The organism is Janthinobacterium sp. GW460-12-1-14-LB5 (genome assembly GCF_059423585.1).
Genome location: NZ_JBWKYD010000014.1, coordinates 36,161 through 57,990, shown reverse-complemented (window position 1 = coordinate 57,990; position 21,830 = coordinate 36,161). Strand labels below are relative to the sequence as shown.

The window sequence follows — 21,830 nt, the reverse complement described above, 5'->3', positions numbered from 1 at the left end:
CCACCACGACCATGACGTTTACTATCAGCGACGCCGCCTACGGCACCGATACCCCCGCCGCCAAGCAAGCCATGTATGCGGACCTGCGCTCGCAATTGCAAGGCTTGCTGTCGGGCGAAACCGACTTCATCGCCAATACGGCCAACTTCAGTTCGCTGGTCTTCAATACCATGCCGGGCCTGAACTGGGCTGGTTTCTACTTTCTGAAAGGCGAGGAACTGGTGCTGGGGCCGTTCCAGGGCAAGCCGGCCTGCATCCGCATCAAGAAAGGACGCGGCGTGTGCGGCACCACGGTGGTCGAAGGCAAGTCCATCGTCGTGCAGGACGTGCACGCGTTTCCCGGCCACATCGCCTGCGACGTCAATTCGCGTTCGGAACTGGTGGTGCCCGTTTTTGCGCAAAATCAAATCGTCGGCGTGTTCGACCTCGACAGCCCCTTGATCAGCCGCTTCGACGAGGTCGACGCGCAAGGCGTCGAATCGCTGGTGCGCGTGCTGGAAGCGGCTATCGTCGCCGAGTAATCAGTTGCCGGACTTGACGGCGATGAATTCGCCCTTGCCGACAGTCGCCAGGCAGGCCGTGTAGCGGCTGTCGGCGCGGATGGCGTCAAGGAACTGCGCCATGTCCGCGTAGTGCGAACTGGCGTTGTCGACCACCAGCACGCCGCCTGCCGCCAGCGCCCGGTCCAGCTGCGGCCACCATTGTTCATACTGCTGGCGTGCGGAATCGAGGAAGATGAAATCGTAGGCGCCGTCCGCCGCATCGCGCAGCACGTCGCCCGCGTCCGCCAGCAGCTGCCCGATCACGCCTTGCAATTGCGCGCGCGCAAAGTTGGCATGCGCCATGTCGAACTTGTCCTGCGCCTTTTCCACCGTCACCACGCTGCCGCCCAGCGCCTGCACGGCGCGCGCCAGCCACAGGGTCGAGTAACCGTTCGAGGTGCCGATTTCCATCACCCGGCGCGCGCCGCGCGCGTGCACAAGCACGGCCAGCAATTCGCCCGTGTCGCGCGTGATGTTGAGCATGCGGCTGGCGCGTTCCGCGTGCGCCGCATCATTGGTGTTGCCGAAGGCTTCGAGTTCGCTCAACAGGGTATCAATGTCCGGCATGATGGCTCCTTGTTCAAAGCACCAGCATAGCAAAAAAACTAGGCGCTGGCGCGACGGCGCAGGGGGCGCTTCAGATATTGCACCATCACCACGCCCAGCAGGGTCACGCCGCCGCCGATCATGTCATAGCTGTGCAAGGTTTCACCGAGGAACAGCATGGCGATAATCACCGTGAACACGGGCAGCAGATTCATCAGGGTGGTGGCGCGGCTCGGGCCCAGCTTGGCCAGGCCGTGCATCCACAAGAACGGCGCGATGATGGAGGCGGGGATGCCGGCAAACAGCACAAGCGGCAAGCCGGCGCCGGTGACGGGCGGCGCCGACTGGCTCAGGTAATACACGAACAGCACGGGCACGGCGCACCAGACCTGAATCAGCAGCGAGTGCCAGTTATTCAGGGGAATCTTCCAGCGCTTGAGCAGCACGCCATAGCCCGCATACGACAAGCACGCCAGCAGCATCAGCGCGTCACCCACGGCCGCGCCATGGGCGAGCAGCGCGGCCGGGTCGCCATGGCTGAGCAGGTAACCGAGTCCCAGCAGTGACACGATGCCGCCGAACACGCCGCCCACGGTGGGCGCCTCTTTCAACAACAATACAGACAGGCCCACGGCCAGCAGCGGCATCATCGATGCCAGAATGCCCATGTTGGTGGCCGTCGTCGTTTGCGCGGCGATGTAGGCGAGGCATTGGTACATGACCATGCCCAACATGCCCAGCACAAACAGTTTCCCCAGATACGGTTTCACCACGGAGCGCTGCTTCCACACGGGGCGGGCAAACACGAATGCCAGCAGCACGCCGGCCAGCAGCCAGCGGTAAAACGAGATGGCAGCCGGGTCGATCACGCCGACGGCCAGCTTGCTGACGATGGTATTGATGGCCCAGATCAGCACGGCGATCACGGGAAACAGATAATGCTTGGCTTTCATGCAAGTACTCCACGATTCAATGAGCGCCATTTTCGCATGGTCCGATTCCATGGATATAATGAAAACCGGACAAACGATGCGAAGAACAGGACAAAACAGGACACACCATGGCCAGCAACCAGCATTTCCCCGCCGTTTCCGACACCCTGCCCTACCCCGTGTACTTTCGCCTCGACGATTATCACGCGCACCAGCAATTCGATTACCAGAGCCATCCGTGGGGCCAGCTCACGTATTGCTCCACGGGCGTGATGGAAATCATGGTGGCGGGCCAGCGCTACCTGTCGCCGCCCCAGTACGCCGTGTGGATACCGCCGGAAACTTTGCATGACGGCTATATCCGCCAGGATGTCGTGTTTCACTCTGCCTACATCGATGCCAGCCTGTGCGCGCAGTTGCCGGCGCAGCCGTGCGCGCTGGTGCTGAGCCCTCTGCTGAAAGCCATCCTGGCCGACTTCGCCGAAAGAAACGTCACCACGCCCGCCAGCGCAGCCGACCAGCGCCTGGCGCAGGTGCTGGTCGACCAATTGCAACTGGCGCCGTGCAGCCGCAACTATTTGCCCGGCAGCGACGAGCCCGTCATCGCGACCTTGCTGGCGGCCCTGCAGGCGGAGCCGGGAAGTAACCGCTCACTGTCCGAATGGGCCACGCAATTGCACGTTACCGAACGCACCCTGGCGCGCCGCTGCCAGCGCGAACTGGGCATGCCGTTCGGCGAATGGCGCCAGCGCCAGCGCTTCCTGGCCGCCCTGCCGATGCTGGAACGGGGAGAAACCGTGCAGGCGATCGCGCTGGAACTGGGCTACAGCACGGCCTCCGCCTTCATCGCCATGTTCCGCCGCCAGAGCGGCGGCACGCCGGACCAGTTCCGCCGCGGCCTGCGCTGAAAAAGCGGGTCCGCTTTGTCATGCTTTGTCATATTGGGATGCTAAAATTCAAACATCTTTCCAGAGAGCAAAAGGATGCGCATGAACCCCAGCACCGAGACGGCCCATGAAACCCCAGGCAGCGAGGATGCGCCGCAGGTGACAGAGACGGCCGTGACGGCGCCAGCGCCCCTCACGCTCGGGAAGGAGGAAGTCCCCACCGTATTGGGCAAGCTGCGCACGCTGGTGCAGGACAAGACGCGTTTCGAGCCGCATGACATCACGCCGCTGGGCGAGGAAGACGTGCAGCAGGATTTTTCCCTGCAAGCCAATTACGCGCTCGAGGCGCGCTTCGAGCAGCGCGTCATCAATGGCTATTTTGCGCCGACGGGAAATGACTGCCGCTGTGGCTCCCACGAGGTGGGAGCACTCGCTCACGCGCAGGAAAAGGAGCGGCTGCGCCGCGCGGCAAGCAAGCTCGACGCGGCCCTGCGCCAGCCGGGCCAGGCCTACAACGGCGTCGAGGCGGGCGTCTACCTGCCGCACGCCGTCAAGTACTGGCACCTCGATACCTGCAGCCCCTGTTCCGGAAAAGGCCGCATCGGCTGCCACACCTGCCACGGCGCGACGACGGAAACGTGCTGGAACTGCCACGGCGGGCGCACCGTCAGCTGCGACGCCTATGGCTGCTACGGCAGCGGCAAGGTGTCCTGCTCGTATTGCAGCGGCAGCGGCACGGTGTCCGAGCAAGTCACCGACTACATCACGGTGCAAGTGCCCACTACCACCTACAGCAACGGCAGCTCGCACACCAGCTACCACAGCGAAACGCGGCCCCAGTACCGCACCGAATACCGCTCTTGCTACCATTGCAGCTACGGCAAGGTCAGCTGCAACACTTGCCACGGTTCCGGCAACATCAATTGCGGCACCTGCCGCGCCAGCGGCAAGGTCACGTGCCGCACCTGCAGCGGCGTGGGCGACTTGCGCTGCAACCCGTGCGACGGTTCCGGCAAGGTGGGCAAGGCGGCCTGGGTCGACGTGCACGTGGCGCCCGGCTACAGCGTCAGCCTGCCCAAGCAGGCGCCCGACGACGCGCGCCGCATCCGCGACAAGGAGAGCGTGCACTCACTGGCGGCCATCGCCAGCAGCCTGGCCCTGGCGAAAGTGAGCATTTACAATGAAGACCAGCCGCAGGAAGTCGACGCCCTGTATGCGGCCAAGCTGCGCATCGTGCGGCTGGATGCATCGTGCAACGCGGAAAAGCACCACCTGGTGGCGTACGGCACGGACTTGCGCTGGCTGACCCTGGACGACATCGTGGAAAAGCTGCTGCGCGGCGACCTCAAGGCGCTCAGCGACGCGCTGGCCGGCAGCTTGGATGACGGCCTGTTCTCGGCCCACGTCCAGGGTTTATTAACGCCGCTGCGCGACGTGGCCGCGTCGGAACTGAATGCGGACGTGATCGAATCGGTTCTCAGCGGCGACGCGGACCACGCGCACGTCGATGTCGTCTCGGCCGACTATGCGCAGAATGTGCGCACCTGCGTGCTCGGTGCCCTGCGCCAGGTCTACACGCGGCTGGCCAAGCAGTTCTGGTGGAAAAGCGCGCTGGCCGCGCTGGCCGCCGCCATCGCCGCCTGGTTCTTCGCCGGACGCGGCGCGGCCGCCGTCGCCGGGCTGCTCGTCACGGGCGCCGGCTACTGGCTGTTCAACCGCAAGGTAAAAGCCGTGCTGAGCGAAGCCCTGGGTGGCGAGCAGCAAGCCGCACGCGCCATGGGCATCGCCGGCAAGGGCCGCCGCAACCAGCTCGCGCAAGTGCTGATCCTCGCGCCCGCCAGCGTCGCCGTGCTGGCCGCCAGCGTTGGCTTGCCCGTGCGCATGCGTCCCGCTGCGCCGCCGCAGCAGGCGGCCATGGCCTCGGCACCCGTCGCGCCCCATGCGCCGGCCGCCGTGCCGCAGGACGCAAGTGCCGCCAAGGCCGTCAAGCTGTACGAAAATGGCGACAAGGCGCAGGCGCTGGCCATGCTGGAAAACCTGGTCGGCAAGGGCGACGCGGGCGCGTATGGGCTGTATGGCTGGATGCTGCTGATGGGCGAAGGCCAGAGCGGCCCCGCCACGGCGCCGACGGCGCGGCAGCGCGAAGCGCGCCAGGTAGCCGCCAAGCCCCTGGTCGGCAAGGGCCTGGTGAAGAACGACAGTTATGCCTTGACGGCGAAGGGCGTGATGCTGGCCGAAGGCTGGCAGGAGCCGCGCAACATGGCGCGCGGCCTGGATCTGCTGAAACAGGCGGCGAACAAGGGCAATGCGCAAGCCATGCACTTATTGGGCCTGTACCACGTGCGCGGCTACCAGATTCCCGTCAACCACAAGGAAGCGCGCAAATGGTTCACCCTGGCCGCCGACAAAGGCAGCGCGGGCGACATCTACAACCTGGGCCTGATGGACTGGGAAGGCGCTGGATTAAAACGCCCCGACCGCGCCAGCGCCATGCAGCGCTGGAAGATCGCCGCCGCCATGGGCGAGGAGCGCGCGATCAAGGCCGTGGCCCAGGGACAGCCTTAAGCGGCGGCTGCCGCCAGCGCCTGCAAGGCCATCGGATTCGGCGTCGGCTCGCCGATTTTCGTCAGCAGGTTGCGGTCCGTGTGGTGGAACGGTTCGTCCTTGCCGCGAATGAGCATGACCGTGTCTTCGTCGTAGCCCCAGGTGCCGTCCGCATGGATATCGACCTTGATGCGGTATTCGACGGTGGTGAACGCGTGTTCGAGGAAGGGGTTCGAGCAGATGCCGTAGGCCGTCGAATCGCGCTTGGCCACCAGTTCAAAACTGGTGGCGTCCGCCGTCGTCGTGCCCGAGGCCATGGCGATCTGGCCGCGCGGGATGGCCAGGGTCTGGATCACGGCGCCCGTGGCCGGCTCCCACAGCCAGTAGCCCACCTGCTCATGATACGTTTTGACCTGGTCCGGCTTGGTGATGTGGATGTAGTAGCGCAAGCCGTAGAACAGTTGCGGGCCGTTGGTGACGGGGTCGATCGGCTGCAGTTCGATGCGCTCGACGAAGGCCTGCTTGCGCGGGCCATCCGCTTTCGGCTTGACGTCCAGGCCGCGCGTGCCCGTCCAGATGCCAGCCATGCCCGTCAGGGGGCCCAGGTTGTTCAGGGTGTGCACGTCGGCGGACGGCTCGGTGTAGATATCTTCGGGAAAATCGCTCATGCGGAAGTCTTCAAAATGGGGCAACAGTGCTTGCCGCCATTGTAAGACGCGCGCCCGCCGGCGGCAAAGCGCCAGCCGTCAGGGAAACTGCGTAGTGTGGCGCTCGATGAACAGCAGGGCCGCAGCGGCCAGCGCGGGACGCTGCGCTTCAAACACGGCTGCATCGCGCGTTTGCAGCAGGTTGGCAGCCACCTCGGGCAACAGCAATTCACCGGCAATCAGCGCCGCCACCGCGTCGACATTCGCGTACAGGGCGCTGTCGAAGCCTTCCCAGTCCACATAGGCCAGCCACTCGGCCAGTCGCACCACGCCGGCGACGGGCGGCGCCAGGGCCGCGATGCGTTCAGAACGCAGCACGCTGTCGTCGCGGATGCCTTCCTGCTGCAGCACTGCCAGCGCCACATGCTGCAGCGCGTCTTCCGGGTCGTGCCGGTATTTGCTCAGCAGGCGCTGCGTCAGGCTGGCACTGGCCGCATCCATGCTCAGACCAGCGGCTCGGTCGAACCGGTCAGGGTGAAGATTTCAAAACCCGTTTCCGTCACGGCCAGCGAGTGCTCGAACTGCGCCGACAGCGAACGGTCTTTCGTCACCGTCGTCCATTTGTCGGGCAAGACCTTGACCTGGTAGCTGCCCACGTTGAGCATCGGTTCAATCGTGAAAATCATGCCCGGTTCGAGCACGATGCCCGTTCCTGCGCGGCCATAGTGCAGCACTTGCGGCGTGTCGTGGAAGACCTGGCCCACGCCATGGCCGCAGAAGTCGCGCACGGAGGAAAAGCCCTGCGCCTTGGCCACCGCCTCGATGGCGGCGCCCACGTCGCCCAGGGTCGCGCCCGGGCGCACGGTATGGATGCCGGCCATCATGGCCTCATACGCCGTGTTGACGAGGCGGTTGGCCAGGATGGACACGGCGCCCACCTTGAAGGTGCGGCTGGTGTCGCCGAACCAGCCCTGGAACTTCGGCGTCACGTCGATGTTCAGGATGTCGCCCACTTTCAGGATTTTCGTTTCCGACGGGATGCCGTGCGTGACCACGTGGTTGACGGAGATGCAGCTGGCGTGCTTGTAGCCGTGGTAGTCGATGGTGCCGGGAATGGCACCGGCGGCGCGCATGAATTCTTCGCACAGGGCGTCGAGTTTTGCCGTTGACACGCCCGGTTTCACGAAAGGCGCGATGTAGTCGAGCGTATCGGCGGCGATGCGGCCGGCCGCGCGCATGCCGATGAAACCTTCTTCGTCGTGCAGGGGGATTTTCTTGCCGTGTTCAAGCTGGGTGGAATAGCGCATGGGGATTCTTTTCTTTGTCAGTGTGTGATGGTTTGGGTCGCCCAGCCGCGCACGGCGTCGTGCGAGGCGCGCAGCATGGCGTCGACGCTGGCCGGTATCGGCCGCTCCTGGGTCAGGTAAGGCTTGACGACGGCCACGGGCGCGTCGATCAGCACGAATTTGAGCAGCATGTGATCGAGATCAAGCTCGGTGGTGGCGGGCATGGCTTCGGCGCAGCGGGCAAAGCAGGCATCGAGCGCCGCCTGTTCCTCTTCCACGGCGGCCAGCAATTCCTCGCCAAGGCCACTGCAGAAATCGGGGCTGTCCTCGCATTGCAGCAGGAAGCGCGCATACACGGGCTTGCGCCGGCACCAGTCCAGCAGGCCGTGCACGCCAGCCCAGGTGTCGCCGCCGAGCCAGCGGCTGGCTACCTCCTCGCGGAAGTCGCTCTTCACGCGCAGCCAGGCGCGCGCCAGAATCGCGTTGCGCGAATCGAAGCGGTGATACACGGAACCGATAGGCGCGCCGGCCTTGACGGCGATGGCGGCCATCGACACGGCGCCCACGCCGCACTGGGCGGCGACGGCGATCGCGCTGTCGATAAAGTTGTTTTCGTTGAATTTGGCGAGTCTGACCATTCAAATAGAATACAGATTCTATTTGAATCCGTCAAGCGCCCCCGACATGCGCCAACATGAGTTGCCTTGCTGCCTTACAATGGTATGCACGAACCGCCACAAGGAGAATCCGCTTGCTTACGCCCCCCTTCATCGCCTCCTCCCGCTTCGACGATCCACGCCTGGCGTTGGAACAGGTGCAAGCCATTTACCGCAGCAGCATCGAACACTTGCGCGACGCGCTGCAGCGCTTTGTCGCCGGCGAAGACATGCACGAGCGCGTGCGCGCCTGCTACCCCTTCGTGCGCATCCAGACGGACACCGTGGCGCGCGCCGACTCGCCGCTGGCCTACGGTTTTGTCGCCGGCCCCGGCGTGTTTGAAACCACCCTGACGCGCCCCGACCTGTTCGGCGACTATTACCTTGACCAGTTCACCCTGCTGCTGAAAAACCATAACAGCGGCCAGAAAGTGCACCTGGAAGTGGGCGTCAGCGCCCAGCCGATACCCGTGCATTTCTCGTTCGCCGAGCATGACCATATCGAAGGCAATATGGATGCGGGCCGCCGCCTGGCCATGCGCGACCTGTTCGACCTGCCCGACCTGTCGGCCATGGACGACGGCATCGCCAACGGCACGCACGAACCGGCGCATGGCGAAGCGCAGCCGCTGTCGCTGTTTACGGGACCGCGCGTCGATTACTCGCTGCAGCGCCTGCGCCACTACAGCGGCACCTCGCCGCAGCATTTCCAGAACTTCGTCCTGTTTACCAATTACCAGTTCTACATCGACGAATTCATCCGCCTGGGCCACGCCATGATGGACCGCGCGCCCGACGCGCAAGCACCGTCGGACGACGACGGCTATGTCGCCTTCGTCGAACCGGGCAACGTCGTCACGCGCCGGGTTGGCCAGACGGTCGAAAGCGAAGATGCGCTGGGCGCAGCCCCGCCGCGCCTGCCGCAGATGCCCGCCTACCATTTGCTGCGCGCGGACGGCAGCGGCATCACCATGGTCAATATCGGCGTGGGACCGGCCAACGCCAAGACCATCACCGACCATATCGCCGTGCTGCGCCCGCACGCCTGGCTGATGCTGGGCCATTGCGCGGGGCTGCGTACCACGCAAAGCCTGGGCGACTACGTGCTGGCGCATGCGTATGTGCGCGAAGACCATGTGCTCGACGAAGACTTGCCGCTGTGGGTGCCGATTCCGCCGCTGGCGGAAATCCAGCAGGCGCTGCAAACGGCCGTGGCGGAAATCACCCAGCTCACGGGGCATGATCTGAAACACATCATGCGCACGGGGACGGTGGCCAGCACGGACAACCGCAACTGGGAACTGCTGCCGCAGCGCACGCCGGAGCGCCGTTTCAGCCAGAGCCGCGCCATCGCGCTGGACATGGAAAGCGCGACGATCGCCGCCAACGGCTTCCGTTTCCGCGTCCCGTACGGCACCCTGCTGTGCGTGAGCGACAAGCCCCTGCACGGCGAAATCAAGCTGCCCGGCATGGCGAATCACTTCTACCGCGAACGGGTCGACCAGCATCTGCGCATCGGCATCCGCGCCGTGGAACTGCTGCGCCGCCAGGGCGTGGACCGGCTGCATAGCCGCAAATTGCGCAGTTTTGCCGAGGTGGCGTTTCAGTAAATCTCGGGCGGGCAGTTACCGGCGGACCACCGGGTCCGCCGTTCATTTCAAGAACAATACATGAACTTACTCCACAGCATCCCTTTCGCCCTGACATTGGGCTTGTCAGTGCCGGCGCTGGCACAAACCACCGCCACTCCCATCTACATGTTGCTGCAGCCGTTAGTGCAAAACGATGCAAACGGTGTTGACATCTGCGGGGTGGACGCCACCGCTGCAGTAGTCATCGACAAGAAACTTGAAACGTATGAATTCCAGTTCTATGTTTCAGCATCTACATTCAGCGGCCACATCGATGCAGGGCAACTGAGTGATCCAGCCACGCCAAAACCGGCGGGAAAGAAAAAATCATTACCCCGTCCTACGGGATTCTGGATCGCCAGGAAGGACAACGGCGAAGCACTGCATGCGCGGGACATCCAGGCGTCGGGCAAAGCGGGGCATATGGCCGGCACGGCCGATCTCATCCCGGCCAGCAAGCAGTTGATGAATCTGATCGAAGGGGAAGAAATGCAGATTTCCATCGAATACCCGAACCAGCGCAGCCAGACCATCATCGAGTTCTCGCAAAAACTCGCGGATGAAGATCACGATGCCATGCTGTCCTGCGTGAAAGACCAGATGGTCTCGATACGCCGGGAGTATGAGGCGCATAAACAGAAGTAAAAAAACGGCGCCGTGAAGGCGCCGTTTTTGATTGCTGCATCGCTTACAGGAAGCGGTCGAGTATCTTGCGCGTCGTCTTGTCGATATTGAACATGTCGCGTATCAAAAAGTGGATGCCGTGGTTGTCGGCGATCAAGAGCGACGTGGCGCCGATGCGGCGGATGTCTTCCTCGCCTTTCAGCACGAACTGCGTCTCGCCCCGGTCCGTATCGACGTACCAGGTGCACGGCGTGGCGAAACTGCTCACGCTTTTCACGCGCGAGATTTCCGGCATGAATTCGCGCCCTTCCAGTTCTTCCTGCAGCAGGCTGCGCGCCGGCTCCGGCATGGTGTCGATGTGATCGATCCACGCCACTTCCTTGCCATTGCCCAGCACCAGCGAAATGCCTTCGTCGGGCGACTGGATGGGAAAGGCGCGCACGGGCGCCACGCCTTCAAAGACCTGGCCGTCCGCGTCCGTCATCACCAGCTTGCCGAAAGGGTCGCGGTGTAATGTAAAAGTTGTGCTGGCCATGCTTATTCCTTGTCATCCAGGGCGAGTTCGTTATTGCGCGCCTGTGCTTCGTAGAGGCGGAAATAGGCGCCCTCTTTCGCCATCAGTTCATCGTGGCTGCCCACTTCGACGACCTGGCCGCGGTCCAGCACCACCAGGCGGTCGGCCCGGTGCAGGGTCGACAGCCTGTGCGCGATGGCGATCGTCGTGCGGCCCTGCACCAGGTTATCGAGCGCCTTCTGGATTTCTTTTTCCGTTTCCGAGTCCACCGACGACGTGGCTTCATCCATGATCAGGATGCGCGGGTCGATCAAGAGCGCGCGGGCGATCGAGATGCGCTGGCGTTCGCCGCCGGACAAGCCCTGGCCACGCTCGCCCACCATCGAATCGTAGCCCTGCGGCAGGCGCAGGATGAATTCGTGGGCATGCGCGGCGCGCGCGGCGGCGATGATCTCCTGGCGCGTCGCGTGCGGCTTGCCGTAGGCGATATTTTCCGCGATGGTGCCGAAGAACAGGAACGGCTCCTGCAGCACCAGGCCGATGTTGCGGCGGTAGTCGGACACGGCGAACGAGCGGATGTCGACGCCGTCGAGCAAAATCGCGCCTTCCGACACGTCGTAGAAGCGGCAGATCAGGTTGACCAGCGTGCTCTTGCCCGAACCGCTGTGGCCCACCAGGCCGATCATCTCGCCCGCCTTGATGTTCAGGGTGATGCCGCGGTTGACGGCGCGGTTGCCATAGCGGAAACCGACTTCGCGCAAATCGATCCTGCCTTCGATCTTCTCCAGTTTGACCGGTTGCGCCGGTTCCGGCACGCTCGACACGTGGTCGAGGATGTCGAAGATGCGCTTGGCGGCGGACGCCGATTTCTGCGTCACGGAGACGATGCGGCTCATGGAATCGAGACGGCCATAGAAACGCGTGCTGTAGGCGATGAAGGCGGTCAGCACGCCGACGGTGATTTCGCCGCGCGACAGTTGCCAGATGCCGAAGCACCAGATGACCAATAAGCCCATCTCCGTCAGGAAGGAGACGGTCGGGGAGAACAGCGACCAGACCTTGTTCAACTTGTCGTTGACTGCCAGGTTGTGCGCGTTAGCGTCGCGGAAGCGGGCCGCTTCGCGCTTTTCCTGCGCAAACGCCTTGACAACGCGAATGCCGGGGATGGTATCGGCCAGCACGTTGGTCACTTCGCTCCACACGCGGTCGATCTTTTCAAAGCCCGTGCGCAGACGGTCGCGCACCAGGTGGATCATCCAGGCGATGAAGGGCAATGGCGCCAGGGTCATGATGGCCAGCCACGGGTTCATCGACCACAAAATGACGCCCGTCATGATAATCATCAACACGTCGGAGGCGAAATCGAGCAAATGCAGCGACAGGAAGACGCAGATGCGGTCGCTGCCGCTGCCGATGCGCGCCATCAGGTCGCCCGTGCGCTTGCCGCCGAAAAATTCCAGCGACAGTTTCATCAGGTGTTCATACGTGGCCGAGCGCAAATCGGCACCCATGCGTTCGGACACCAGGGCCAGCACATAGGTCTTGCCCCAGCCCAACAGCCAGGCCAGCAGGGCCGAGCCGAGCAAGCCGCTCATGTAGTACACCACCAGCCACGGGTCGATATGCTTGCCGTTTTGATACGGGATCAGCACATTGTCCATCAGCGGCGCCGTCAGGTAGGGCGGAATCATGTGCGCGGCGGTGCTCAGCAGCATCAGCATGAAGCCCAGCGCCAGCTGGCCGCGGTAGGGGTGGGCGAAGCGCCACAGGCGGAACAGGGTCCAGGTCGATGGCGGCGTGTGCAGCACCTTGGCGCAGATCGGGCATTCTTCCTGCTCCGGCTCCAGAGGCGCCTTGCAGCTTGGACACACTTCCTGCTCCGCTTCCAGCACGGGCTGGCCCGTCAGGTGGCTGTCGAGGCGCTCGACGAACTGTTCCAGCACGCGGATCGCATGCAGGTTCTGGCCCAAAGTAAAACGCCACGAGGCCAGGCGGCCGTGGTCGTCGAACAGTTCCAGGTGGCCGACACCGGCGTGGTCATGGTGCGTCAGGCGCAGTCCGTGGCGGAAAGACCAACTTTTCCAGGCGGTATCGCCCGGGGAACGGGCCAGTAAACGCTTCTCGGTGACAACAATTATGCCTTTTGTGAAACGTAATCGCGCATCGAGGTCAACCTCAACGCTACTTAAAACGTTCTCCCCTGGAGAAAGGTTGCTCTCCACTTCCGCCAGCCAGTGTTCCGGCAGCGAAGTGAGGGGAATAGTTGTTGCAGGAACACTCAGTTCAGTTGTCATCGTAAAGCATACTCCGGCTCGAGGCCAAGCCCTTCAGGGCGGGATTTGGGGGATGGGGCAGACGCCCGATCAATGTTTGTGTATTGCGCGGTGGCGAGGTGGATGCACCAGTGGCAATTTCCTGTATTGTATCGAATGGATGCCTGCCGGTAATGAATGATGGCAAAACGGCGCAAAAAAATGCGCGCTCATCGTACGCAGGCAAGTATACAACAGCCCGCTGTTGCGCAAATGCTCCAGCTTAGCCCGGAGTCGGTATCTTTATAACAAGTATGGCAACAATTAGTAACAATTAGAATGACAACACCAGCAGAATACGAGAAGCAAACGCGACAAGAGGCCGCTAAAAGTGGCACACTGCGCATACCCGGGATAAAGAACCAAGCACGAGCCTGAAAAGACTCTGTAGAGCCAACATAAAGTATCTGGCGCCCAGACGCCTGGCTTGTTATCAAGAAACCACTTACATGATCAAGAAGAAGAACATCGAATTTGCCCGCGTCACCCACTTGCGCGGCCCCAACATCTGGACTTACCGCCCGGTGATTGAAGCCTGGGTCGACATCGGCGAACTGGAAGACTATCCATCCAATACCCTGCCCGGCCTGTACGAGCGCCTGGTGGCGTGGCTGCCCGGCATGATCGAGCACCGCTGCGGCGTGGGCGAACGGGGCGGCTTTTTCGAGCGCCTGCGCGAAGGCACGTGGTCGGCCCACATCCTCGAACACGTGGTGCTGGAGCTGCAAAACCTGGCAGGCATGCGCACGGGCTTCGGCCAGACGCGCTCGACCAGCCAGCGCGGCGTCTACAAGATGGCCTTCCGCACGCGCGAAGAGCACGTGGGCCGCGCGGCCCTGGCCGCCGCGCGCGAATTGCTGATGGCCGCCATCAACGATGAAGCCTACGACCTGGAAGCGGCCCTGGCGCCCCTGCGCGACATGGTCGACTCGCGCTGCCTGGGCCCAAGCACGGCCAGCATCGTCGATGCCGCCACCGAGCGCCGCATCCCTTCCCTGCGCCTGAACGACGGCAACCTGGTGCAGCTGGGCCACGGCGCCGCGCAGCGCCGCATCTGGACAGCCGAAACGGACCGCACCAGCGCGATCGCCGAAGGCATCGCCAGCGACAAGGATCTGACCAAATTCCTGCTCAAATCGTGCGGCGTGCGCGTGCCCGAAGGCAGCCTGGTGCGCAGCGCCGAAGCGGCCTGGGAAGAAGCGCAGGACATCGGCGTGCCCGTCGTCGTCAAGCCGTATGACGGCAACCATGGCCGCGGCGTGTCGCTGAACCTGATGACGGAAGCCGACGTCAAGGCGGCCTATGAACTGGCCGCGCGCAAGGGCGACAGTTCGGCCGTGCTGGTGGAAAGCTTCATCACGGGCGACGAACACCGTCTGCTCGTGGTCGGCAACAAGCTGATCGCGGCCGCCAAGGGCGAATCGCTGTGGGTCGACGGCGACGGCGTCTCGTCCGTGCTGGAACTGGTGAACACGCAGATCAATACCGACCCGCGCCGCGGCGAAGGCGAAGATTTCCCGCTGGGCACCGTCAAGCCGCATGAATCGGGCGAAATCGTGCTGGAACTGCAGCGCCAGGGCATGACCGCCCTGTCCGTGCCGCAGGCGGGCCAGAAAGTGCTGATCCAGCCGAACGGCAACGTGGCCATCGACGTCACGGACGACGTGCATCCATCCGTCGTGCATGCGGCCCTGCTGGCCGCGCGCGTGGTGGGCCTGGACATCGCCGGCATCGACCTGGTCACCACCGACATCACGCGTCCGCTGGAAGAGCAGCGCGGCGCCATCATCGAAGTCAATGCCAGCCCCGGCCTGCTGGCGCACATCAAGCCTGGCGTGGGCCAGCCCCGCCCTGTGGGCGCGGCCATCGTCGACCACCTGTTCGCGCCCGAGGAAACGGGCCGCATTCCGCTGATCGGCGTGACGGGCACGCGCGGCGCCAGCCTGATCGTGCGCATGCTGTGCAAACTGCTCAACCTGTCTGGCCTGCACACGGGCGCCGTCTGCAGCGAAGGCATGTATCTGGACCAGCGCCGCGTCGTCAGCAGCGATTGCGTGAACTGGGACGCGGGCCAGCGCCTGCTGCTCAACCGCACCGTGCAGACGGCCCTGTTCGAGAGCAATCCGCGCATGATCCTGGCCGAAGGCCTCGCCTATGACAAATGCCAGGTCGGCATCGTCACGGACATGGGCAGCCTCGATAGCGTCAAGGATTTCGACGTGCTGGACGAAGCGGGCCTGTACAAGGCCGTGCGCAGCCAGGTCGACGTGGTCGTGCCGACGGGCGTGGCCGTGCTCAACGCCGCCAACGCGCACGTGCTGGAACTGGCCGAACTGTGCGACGGCACGGTGACCTTGTATGCGCAGGATGGCAGCTTGCCCGCCATCGCGGCGCAACTGGCCGCCGGCCAGCGCGCCGTGTTCGTGCGCGGCAACCACATCGTGCTGGCCGAAGGCGGCATCGAAACGGTCTTGCTGTGCCTGGACCTGCTGAAACCGGCCACGGCCGGCAATGTCGACAGCGTGCTGGCCGTGGCGGCCGCCGCCTGGGCCATGAACCTGCCCGTCGACCTGATTTGCGCCGGCCTGCGCACCTTTGACGCGGCCCCTGGCTGCATCGGCAACTAAGGCAGCACTCAAGCCCGGCTACGGCCGGGCCCACAAGAACACAACAGGATTACGGTTTAATTATGGAAGTATCTCGCGTACGGGCCTTGCGGGGCCCTAACCTCTGGAGCCACGACACCGCCGTGGAAGCCATTGTTTCCTGCACCACGCAGGAACTCGACATCGCGCAGCTGCCCGGCTTCGAAGCCCGCCTGCGCGCACTCTTTCCGCAACTGAGCCCGCTGCAACCGCTGGGCAACTACAACGCCGCGCCGATGGCGCAGGTGCTGGAACTGGCGGCGCTGGGCCTGCAGGCGCAAGCCGGCTGCCCCGTCACCTTCAGCCGCACCACGCCGACCCTGGAAACGGGCATCTTCCAGGTCGTCGTCGAATACTCGGAAGAAGCCGTCGGCCGTCTGGCCCTGGAACTGGCGCAGCAGCTGTGCCAGGCCGCGCTTGCCGATGCCCCGTTCGACCTGGCCGGTGCCCTGCACCAGCTGCAGGAACTCGATGAAGACGTGCGCCTGGGCCCTTCGACGGGCGCCATCGTCAACGCCGCCGTGGCGCGCAACATCCCGTTCCGCCGCCTGACCGAAGGCAGCCTCGTGACGTTCGGCTGGGGCAGCAAACAGCGCAAGATCCAGGCCGCCGAAATGGACGGCACCAGCGCCATCGCCGAAGCCATCGCGCAGGACAAGGAACTGACGAAAAAACTGCTGGATTCGGCCGGCGTGCCCGTGCCGCAAGGCCGCGTCGTCGTCGATGCGGACGACGCCTGGGCCGCCGCCTGCGAGATCGGCCTGCCCGTCGTCGTGAAACCAAAGGATGGCAACCAGGGCAAGGGCGTCACCGTCAATGTCACCACGCGCGAACAGCTGACGGCCGGCTTCCTCGCGGCGCAGGAATTCCGCGACGACATCCTCGTCGAACGCTACCTGCCGGGCCACGATTTCCGCCTGCTCGTCATCGGCAACAAGATGGTGGCAGCCGCCCGCCGCGACCCGCCGCAAGTGGTGGGCGACGGCCAGCACACGGTGCGCGAACTGGTCGACCAGGTCAACCTGGACCCGCGCCGCGGCAGCGGCCACGCCACCTCGCTGACGAAAATCCGCTTCGACGACATCGCCCTGGCCAGCCTGGCCAAGCAGGGCTATGTGGCCGAATCCGTGCCGCCCGTGGGCCAGCGCGTGATCTTGCGCAATAACGCCAACCTGTCGACGGGCGGCTCGGCCACCGACGTCACCGTCGACGTGCACCCGGAAGTGGCGGCGCGCGCCGTCGCCGCCGCGCACATGGTGGGCCTGGACATCTGCGGCGTGGACGTCGTCTCCGAAAGCATTTTGAAACCGCTGGAAGAGCAGAACGCCGGCATCGTCGAAGTGAACGCCGCTCCGGGCCTGCGCATGCACCTGGCGCCGTCGTTCGGCAAGCCTCGCCCCGTGGGTGAAGCCATCATCGCCGCCATGTTCGCCGAGGGCGACGATGGCCGCATTCCCGTCGTCGCCGTCACCGGCACCAACGGCAAGACCACCACCGTGCGCCTGATCGCCCACCTGCTGACGGCGTCCGGCCTGCGCACCGGCATGACGAACACGGATGGCGTGTACATCGAAGGGCGCCAGATCGACAGCGGCGACTGCAGCGGCCCGCGCAGCGCGCGCAACGTGCTGCTGCACCCGGACGTGGACGCGGCCGTGTTCGAAACGGCGCGCGGCGGCATGCTGCGCGAAGGCCTGGCCTTCGACCGCTGCCAGGTCGCCGTGGTGACGAATATCGGCGCTGGCGACCACCTGGGCCTGAACTACATCACCACCGTGGAAGACCTGGCGGTGCTCAAACGCGTAATCGTGCAGAACGTGGCTGACAGCGGCGTGGCCGTGCTGAACGCCACCGACCCGGCCGTGGCCCGCATGGCCAAGAATTGCAGCGGCACGGTAACCTTCTTCGCCGCCGACAAGACGCATCCCGTGATGGCCACGCACCGTGCGCAAGGCAACCGCGTGGTGTACGTGGAAGACGGCAAGCTGGTCGCGGCGCAAGGCAAGGAACGCCACGAAATCGCCCTGTCGCAGGTGCCGATCACGCGCAACGGCGCCATCGGCTTCCAGGTCGACAACGTCATGGCGTCGCTGGCCGCCGCCTGGGCCGTGGGCCTGGACTGGAAAACCATCGCGCTGGGCCTGAAAACCTTTGCCAATGAAGCCGACAATGCGCCGGGCCGCTTCAACGTCTTCGATTACAAGGGCGCCACGCTGATCGCCGACTACGGCCACAATCCGGACGCCATCCTGGCGCTGGTGCAGGCAGTGGAAAGCATGCCGGCCAAGCGCCGTTCGGTGGTTATCAGCGGCGCCGGCGACCGCCGCGACGAAGACATCCGCCAGCAGACGGAAATCCTCGGCGCCGCCTTCGACGACGTGCTGCTGTACCAGGATCAATGCCAGCGCGGCCGCGCCGACGGCGAAGTGGTGGCCTTGCTGCGCCAGGGCCTGGACGGCGCCAAGCGCACCAGCCATATCGATGAAATCAACGGCGAATTCGTCGCCATCGACAAGGCCCTGGCGCGCCTCGGTGAAGGCGACCTGTGCCTGATCCTGATCGACCAGGTGGAAGAAGCGCTGGCGCACATCGCCAAGCGCGTCGCCGAAGCGTAAGCGCAGCCTGACGGCACACAAGGGCGGCCTGCGGGCCGCCCTTTTTATTGGCCCCGCCGCCTTCCTGCGCGCACCCGCATGGTGCAAAAGCCCCCTTGCAAGCTTGTAAATTCAGGCATGAAAATTGCTCATAAGAAAACATACATGGGCTGACGAGAAGGTGGGGCACGCATGCTGGGCAGAATCTCGCGCATGATCGGAAAATTGACGGTGGGGCGCAAGCTGGCGCTGATCTATTTGCTCGACCTGTCCGCCGTGATCTTCATTTCCGGCATCCTCATCAACGAAAAATACCTCGCCATCGATTTCTCGCGCAAGGAGATGGCGGGCAATGACTACATCGCCGCCATCCGCGCCGCGCTGCTGCCCCAGGCGCGCAGCACGGCACAGGCGGGCGCGCAGGCGGCAGCCGTGGAACAGGCCGAACGCCGCTTCGGCACCGGCATGCACAGCGCGGAACTGAATGCGCAATTTGCCGCCCTGCTGCGCCAGGCCGGCCGCCCTTCCGCTACGCCGGACGACGGCATCGCGCCCTCGCCCGCCTTTGTGGCCGGACGCGCACTGCTCACGCGGGTGGGCAACCAGTCGAACCTGATCCTCGACCCGGACCTGGACAGCTATTACACGATGTCGCTGGTGATCCTGCGCTTTCCCGAGCTGCTGGAAGTGATCAACAGCTCGCGCGCCCTGGCCCTGCAGCTGGCGACAGCCGAAGGCGCGCAGCGCCAGCGCCTGCAAACCCAGTTCCTGATCCTCGAAGGACGCATGGATGCCACCATGGGCGGCATCGGCAGCGACTACACGGAGGCATTCGCGGCCAGCACGCCGCTGCTGCGCCAGCACCTGGATGGCTCGCGCGCGGCCCTGCGGCACGCCGTGGCGCAGTTACGCGCCAGTACCCAGGCGCTGGCCGGCGCGCAAGCCAACCCCGCCGGCGCGCGGGAACTGCTGCGCCGCGACGCGGTGGCCCTCGCCGCGCTGCGCCTGGCATGGCGCGATACGGGCAACGAATTGCAGCGCCTGATCCAGCTGCGCGTGGACGGCTTTTTCACGCGCATGTGGCTGCACCTGGGCACGGCCGTGCTGCTGCTGGCGATGATACTGGGCCTGGTGTTTTTCGTCGCGCGCCAGATCGCCCTGCCCATCCGGCGCCTGGCGCGCGTGGCGCAGGAAGTGCGCGAAACGGGCGACCACAGCCTGCGCGCCGTCTGGGACAGCGAGGATGAAACGGGGCGTCTGGTGCGCGCCTTCAACACCATGCTGCAGCAGCTCGACTTCCAGCGCATGGCGCAGCAGGACCTGGTGGCGCGCGCCAGCGCGGCCGATGCGCAGCGCCAGCTGGTCGACGCCATTCCCATCCCGCTGATGGTCACCTCGATCCCGCACCACCAGGTGCTGCACGCGAACCAGGCCGCGCACGCGTGGCAGGGCGGCCTGGAACTGGACCCGTGGGTGGGCGGCATGCATCCGCAAGCCCGTTCGCGCTTCTTCCAGCGCTTGAGCGACCTGGGCGCCGTCGACGAATTCGAGGTGTGCTGGAGCGGCGGCGGCACGCCCACCTGGGCCCTGATTTCCGCGCGCCTGATCGATTACCAGGGCCAGCGCGCCGTGCTGTCGACCTTCACGCCGATCAACAAGATGAAGCTGATGGAGTCGCGCCTGGAACTATGGGCCAAGGTATTCGAGGCCTCCGCCGAAAGCCTGATCGTGATGGACGCCGGGATGCGCATCATCACCGTCAACCAGGCCTTCCGCCGCCATTCGCTGTACGACATGGTGGAGCTGATCGGCAAGCGCCCCGCCTTCCTGCTGGCGCCCGACAACCCGCCCGAGCAGCTCGACAGTCTGCGCCGGACCCTGGCGCGGCGCGGCTACTGGCAGGGTGAAATCTCGGTGCAGCGCAAGTCGATGGAAAGCTATCCGGCCTGGCTGGTGATGAACGCCGTGCGCGGCCTCGATGGCGTCACCACGCACTTCATCGCCAGTTCGCTCGACATCAGCGAACGCAAGGCCAGCGAGCGGCAGATCGAGCACATGGCCCACCACGACGCGCTCACGGGGCTGGCGAACCGGCACGTGTCGAAACTGCGCCTGGCGGCGGCCATCGCGCAGGCGCGCCGCAGCGGCGAAAAGGTGGGGGTGCTGTTCATCGACCTGGACCGCTTCAAGCACGTCAACGACGCGCTGGGCCACCATGTGGGCGACGCCCTGCTGCAATCGGTCTCAATGCGCCTGCTGCAGCTGGTGCGCGAAGGCGATACCGTCAGCCGGCTGGGCGGCGACGAATTCGTCGTCATCCTCAACGGCGTCGGCGACGCCGCATCCATCGCCGCCCTGCTCGACACGCGGCTGATACCGGCCATGCGCGAGCCGCACCAGGTGGCAGGCAGCGAGCTGTATGTCTCGTGCAGCGTGGGCGTGGCCATCTATCCGGACCACGGCGACGACATGGATACCCTGATGCGCCACGCCGATGCGGCCATGTACCAGGCCAAGAGCGGCGGGCGCGATCACGCGCGCATGTTCACGCCGCAGATGCAGGAGCAGCAGTTGCAGCAGCTGCACCTGGAGAGCGATCTGCGGCACGCCATCGAGCGGCAGGAACTGGTGCTGCACTACCAGCCGCGCATCGATGCTGGAAGCAGCCGCCTGAATGGCGTGGAAAGCCTGATCCGCTGGCAGCATCCGCAGCACGGCCTGATCGCGCCCGACAGCTTCATCCCCGCCGCCGAGGAATCGGGCCTGATCGTTCCCATCGGCGCGTGGGTCATCCGCGAAGCGTGCCGCCAGCAGGTGGCCTGGCGCGAGGCGGGCGCGGGCGACATCGCCGTGTCGATCAACCTGTCGGCCATCCAGCTGAAAAGCGGCACCCTGGCGGCCACCTTGCGCGAGGTGCTGCGCGAGTTTCCCGTCACGCCGGGACAGATCGAATTCGAACTGACCGAATCGATCCTGATGGACAACGTGGACGACACCATCGCCACCCTGCACGCCATCAAGGCGCTGGGTTTTGCGCTGTCGATCGACGATTTCGGCACCGGCTATTCGAGCCTGAACTACCTGTGCCGCTTCCCGCTCGACAAGCTGAAAATCGACATGAGCTTCGTGCAGGACATCCACGGTTCGCCGCAAAACCTGGCCGTGACGAAAACCATCATCGGCCTTGGCCATACCCTGGGCTTGACGGTCACCGCCGAGGGTGTGGAAAGCGCGGCCGATGCCGACGTGCTGCGCCACGCCGGCTGCGATGAATTGCAGGGCTACTTTTTTGCCCGCCCCATGCCGCAGGCGCATTTCATGGCCTGGCTGGCGCAAAGCGCCGCGCCCTGCGCCGCCTGACGCCTCCTGTGGAGCGCCCGCAACGCGCATGCGCCGGACTCGGCAACGCGCGGCGCGCCGCCAGGGCGCATGAATGCAGCAGGGATACCGGAATTGATATGGACATCGCA

The 21,830-nt window shown here is 64.7% G+C and carries 16 protein-coding genes; 8 read left to right on the top strand and 8 right to left on the bottom strand.

Annotation, left to right across the window (positions count from 1 at the left end; genetic code table 11):
* Window positions 1-11: 11 nt before the first annotated feature.
* A complete protein-coding gene (locus AC07X6_RS15860) occupies window positions 12-521 on the top strand; it encodes a GAF domain-containing protein (protein ID WP_494791590.1) in 510 nt (169 codons plus the stop codon).
* Here AC07X6_RS15860 and AC07X6_RS15855 read toward each other — a convergent pair whose 3' ends face one another.
* Together AC07X6_RS15855 and AC07X6_RS15850 are read right to left on the bottom strand one after the other, a co-directional pair.
* A complete protein-coding gene (locus tag AC07X6_RS15855) occupies window positions 522-1,109 on the bottom strand; it encodes an O-methyltransferase (RefSeq protein ID WP_494791589.1) in 588 nt (195 codons plus the stop codon).
* 38 nt (window positions 1,110-1,147) lie between these two features.
* On the bottom strand, window positions 1,148-2,041 hold the full coding sequence (locus tag AC07X6_RS15850) for a DMT family transporter (RefSeq protein WP_494791588.1): 894 nt from the start codon (window positions 2,039-2,041) through the stop codon (window positions 1,148-1,150).
* A gap of 107 nt (window positions 2,042-2,148) precedes the next feature.
* Between AC07X6_RS15850 and AC07X6_RS15845 the strand changes: the two genes are divergently transcribed.
* Window positions 2,149-2,928, top strand: a complete 780-nt coding sequence (locus AC07X6_RS15845) for an AraC family transcriptional regulator (RefSeq protein ID WP_494791587.1) — start codon at window positions 2,149-2,151, stop codon at window positions 2,926-2,928.
* Between the two features lie 81 nt (window positions 2,929-3,009).
* Entirely contained in the window at window positions 3,010-5,472 is a 2,463-nt protein-coding gene (locus AC07X6_RS15840) for a tetratricopeptide repeat protein (protein WP_494791586.1), read from the top strand.
* Here the strand turns inward: AC07X6_RS15840 and AC07X6_RS15835 are convergent.
* The 4 genes from AC07X6_RS15835 to AC07X6_RS15820 form a co-directional block, all read right to left on the bottom strand.
* Window positions 5,469-6,119: an FABP family protein gene (locus AC07X6_RS15835; RefSeq protein ID WP_230541138.1), complete on the bottom strand. Its 651-nt coding sequence runs from the start codon at window positions 6,117-6,119 to the stop codon at window positions 5,469-5,471. The genes AC07X6_RS15840 and AC07X6_RS15835 overlap by 4 nt on opposite strands.
* Window positions 6,120-6,197: 78 nt before the next feature.
* Window positions 6,198-6,599: a hypothetical protein gene (locus AC07X6_RS15830; protein WP_494791585.1), complete on the bottom strand. Its 402-nt coding sequence runs from the start codon at window positions 6,597-6,599 to the stop codon at window positions 6,198-6,200.
* 2 nt (window positions 6,600-6,601) lie between these two features.
* A complete protein-coding gene (gene map / locus AC07X6_RS15825; RefSeq protein ID WP_494791584.1) occupies window positions 6,602-7,405 on the bottom strand; it encodes a type I methionyl aminopeptidase in 804 nt (267 codons plus the stop codon).
* A gap of 17 nt (window positions 7,406-7,422) precedes the next feature.
* Window positions 7,423-8,022 (bottom strand): TetR/AcrR family transcriptional regulator, encoded by a 600-nt coding sequence (locus AC07X6_RS15820; protein ID WP_494791583.1) that lies wholly within the window; start codon window positions 8,020-8,022, stop codon window positions 7,423-7,425.
* Between the two features lie 113 nt (window positions 8,023-8,135).
* Here AC07X6_RS15820 and AC07X6_RS15815 point away from each other — a divergent pair, with 113 nt between their 5' ends.
* Together AC07X6_RS15815 and AC07X6_RS15810 are read left to right on the top strand one after the other, a co-directional pair.
* Entirely contained in the window at window positions 8,136-9,650 is a 1,515-nt protein-coding gene (locus tag AC07X6_RS15815; RefSeq protein ID WP_152281250.1) for an AMP nucleosidase, read from the top strand.
* Between the two features lie 60 nt (window positions 9,651-9,710).
* The gene (locus tag AC07X6_RS15810) at window positions 9,711-10,316 is read left to right on the top strand and encodes a hypothetical protein (RefSeq protein WP_494791582.1); all 606 of its coding nucleotides are present in this window, start codon (window positions 9,711-9,713) and stop codon (window positions 10,314-10,316) included.
* 43 nt (window positions 10,317-10,359) lie between these two features.
* Here AC07X6_RS15810 and AC07X6_RS15805 read toward each other — a convergent pair whose 3' ends face one another.
* Together AC07X6_RS15805 and AC07X6_RS15800 are read right to left on the bottom strand one after the other, a co-directional pair.
* The gene (locus tag AC07X6_RS15805; protein WP_494791581.1) at window positions 10,360-10,830 is read right to left on the bottom strand and encodes a cyanophycin metabolism-associated DUF1854 family protein; all 471 of its coding nucleotides are present in this window, start codon (window positions 10,828-10,830) and stop codon (window positions 10,360-10,362) included.
* Window positions 10,831-10,832: 2 nt separating this feature from the next.
* Window positions 10,833-13,103 carry a cyanophycin metabolism-associated ABC transporter gene (locus tag AC07X6_RS15800; protein WP_494791580.1) on the bottom strand — a complete coding sequence of 757 codons (2,271 nt, stop codon included), beginning with the start codon at window positions 13,101-13,103 and terminating at the stop codon, window positions 10,833-10,835.
* Window positions 13,104-13,570: 467 nt separating this feature from the next.
* Here AC07X6_RS15800 and AC07X6_RS15795 point away from each other — a divergent pair, with 467 nt between their 5' ends.
* The 3 genes from AC07X6_RS15795 to AC07X6_RS15785 all read left to right on the top strand — a co-directional run bounded on the left by AC07X6_RS15795 (window position 13,571) and on the right by AC07X6_RS15785 (window position 21,720).
* Window positions 13,571-15,748: a cyanophycin synthetase gene (locus AC07X6_RS15795; protein ID WP_474292297.1), complete on the top strand. Its 2,178-nt coding sequence runs from the start codon at window positions 13,571-13,573 to the stop codon at window positions 15,746-15,748.
* Between the two features lie 62 nt (window positions 15,749-15,810).
* Window positions 15,811-18,381, top strand: coding sequence for a cyanophycin synthetase (cphA, locus tag AC07X6_RS15790; protein ID WP_230541147.1), 2,571 nt, complete (start codon window positions 15,811-15,813; stop codon window positions 18,379-18,381).
* 171 nt (window positions 18,382-18,552) lie between these two features.
* Window positions 18,553-21,720, top strand: coding sequence for an EAL domain-containing protein (locus AC07X6_RS15785; RefSeq protein WP_494791579.1), 3,168 nt, complete (start codon window positions 18,553-18,555; stop codon window positions 21,718-21,720).
* The last annotated feature ends 110 nt before the right edge of the window (window positions 21,721-21,830 follow it).

What these genes read in the sequence shown, in the direction of transcription:
- AC07X6_RS15860 (WP_494791590.1), top strand. Translation starts at nt 12, where the DNA reads ATGACGTTTACTATCAGCGACGCCGCCTACGGCACCGATACCCCCGCC.
- AC07X6_RS15855 (WP_494791589.1), bottom strand. Translation starts at nt 1,109, where the DNA reads ATGCCGGACATTGATACCCTGTTGAGCGAACTCGAAGCCTTCGGCAAC.
- AC07X6_RS15850 (WP_494791588.1), bottom strand. Translation starts at nt 2,041, where the DNA reads ATGAAAGCCAAGCATTATCTGTTTCCCGTGATCGCCGTGCTGATCTGG.
- AC07X6_RS15845 (WP_494791587.1), top strand. Translation starts at nt 2,149, where the DNA reads ATGGCCAGCAACCAGCATTTCCCCGCCGTTTCCGACACCCTGCCCTAC.
- AC07X6_RS15840 (WP_494791586.1), top strand. Translation starts at nt 3,010, where the DNA reads ATGAACCCCAGCACCGAGACGGCCCATGAAACCCCAGGCAGCGAGGAT.
- AC07X6_RS15835 (WP_230541138.1), bottom strand. Translation starts at nt 6,119, where the DNA reads ATGAGCGATTTTCCCGAAGATATCTACACCGAGCCGTCCGCCGACGTG.
- AC07X6_RS15830 (WP_494791585.1), bottom strand. Translation starts at nt 6,599, where the DNA reads ATGGATGCGGCCAGTGCCAGCCTGACGCAGCGCCTGCTGAGCAAATAC.
- map (WP_494791584.1), bottom strand. Translation starts at nt 7,405, where the DNA reads ATGCGCTATTCCACCCAGCTTGAACACGGCAAGAAAATCCCCCTGCAC.
- AC07X6_RS15820 (WP_494791583.1), bottom strand. Translation starts at nt 8,022, where the DNA reads ATGGTCAGACTCGCCAAATTCAACGAAAACAACTTTATCGACAGCGCG.
- AC07X6_RS15810 (WP_494791582.1), top strand. Translation starts at nt 9,711, where the DNA reads ATGAACTTACTCCACAGCATCCCTTTCGCCCTGACATTGGGCTTGTCA.
- AC07X6_RS15805 (WP_494791581.1), bottom strand. Translation starts at nt 10,830, where the DNA reads ATGGCCAGCACAACTTTTACATTACACCGCGACCCTTTCGGCAAGCTG.
- AC07X6_RS15800 (WP_494791580.1), bottom strand. Translation starts at nt 13,103, where the DNA reads ATGACAACTGAACTGAGTGTTCCTGCAACAACTATTCCCCTCACTTCG.
- AC07X6_RS15795 (WP_474292297.1), top strand. Translation starts at nt 13,571, where the DNA reads ATGATCAAGAAGAAGAACATCGAATTTGCCCGCGTCACCCACTTGCGC.
- cphA (WP_230541147.1), top strand. Translation starts at nt 15,811, where the DNA reads ATGGAAGTATCTCGCGTACGGGCCTTGCGGGGCCCTAACCTCTGGAGC.
- AC07X6_RS15785 (WP_494791579.1), top strand. Translation starts at nt 18,553, where the DNA reads ATGCTGGGCAGAATCTCGCGCATGATCGGAAAATTGACGGTGGGGCGC.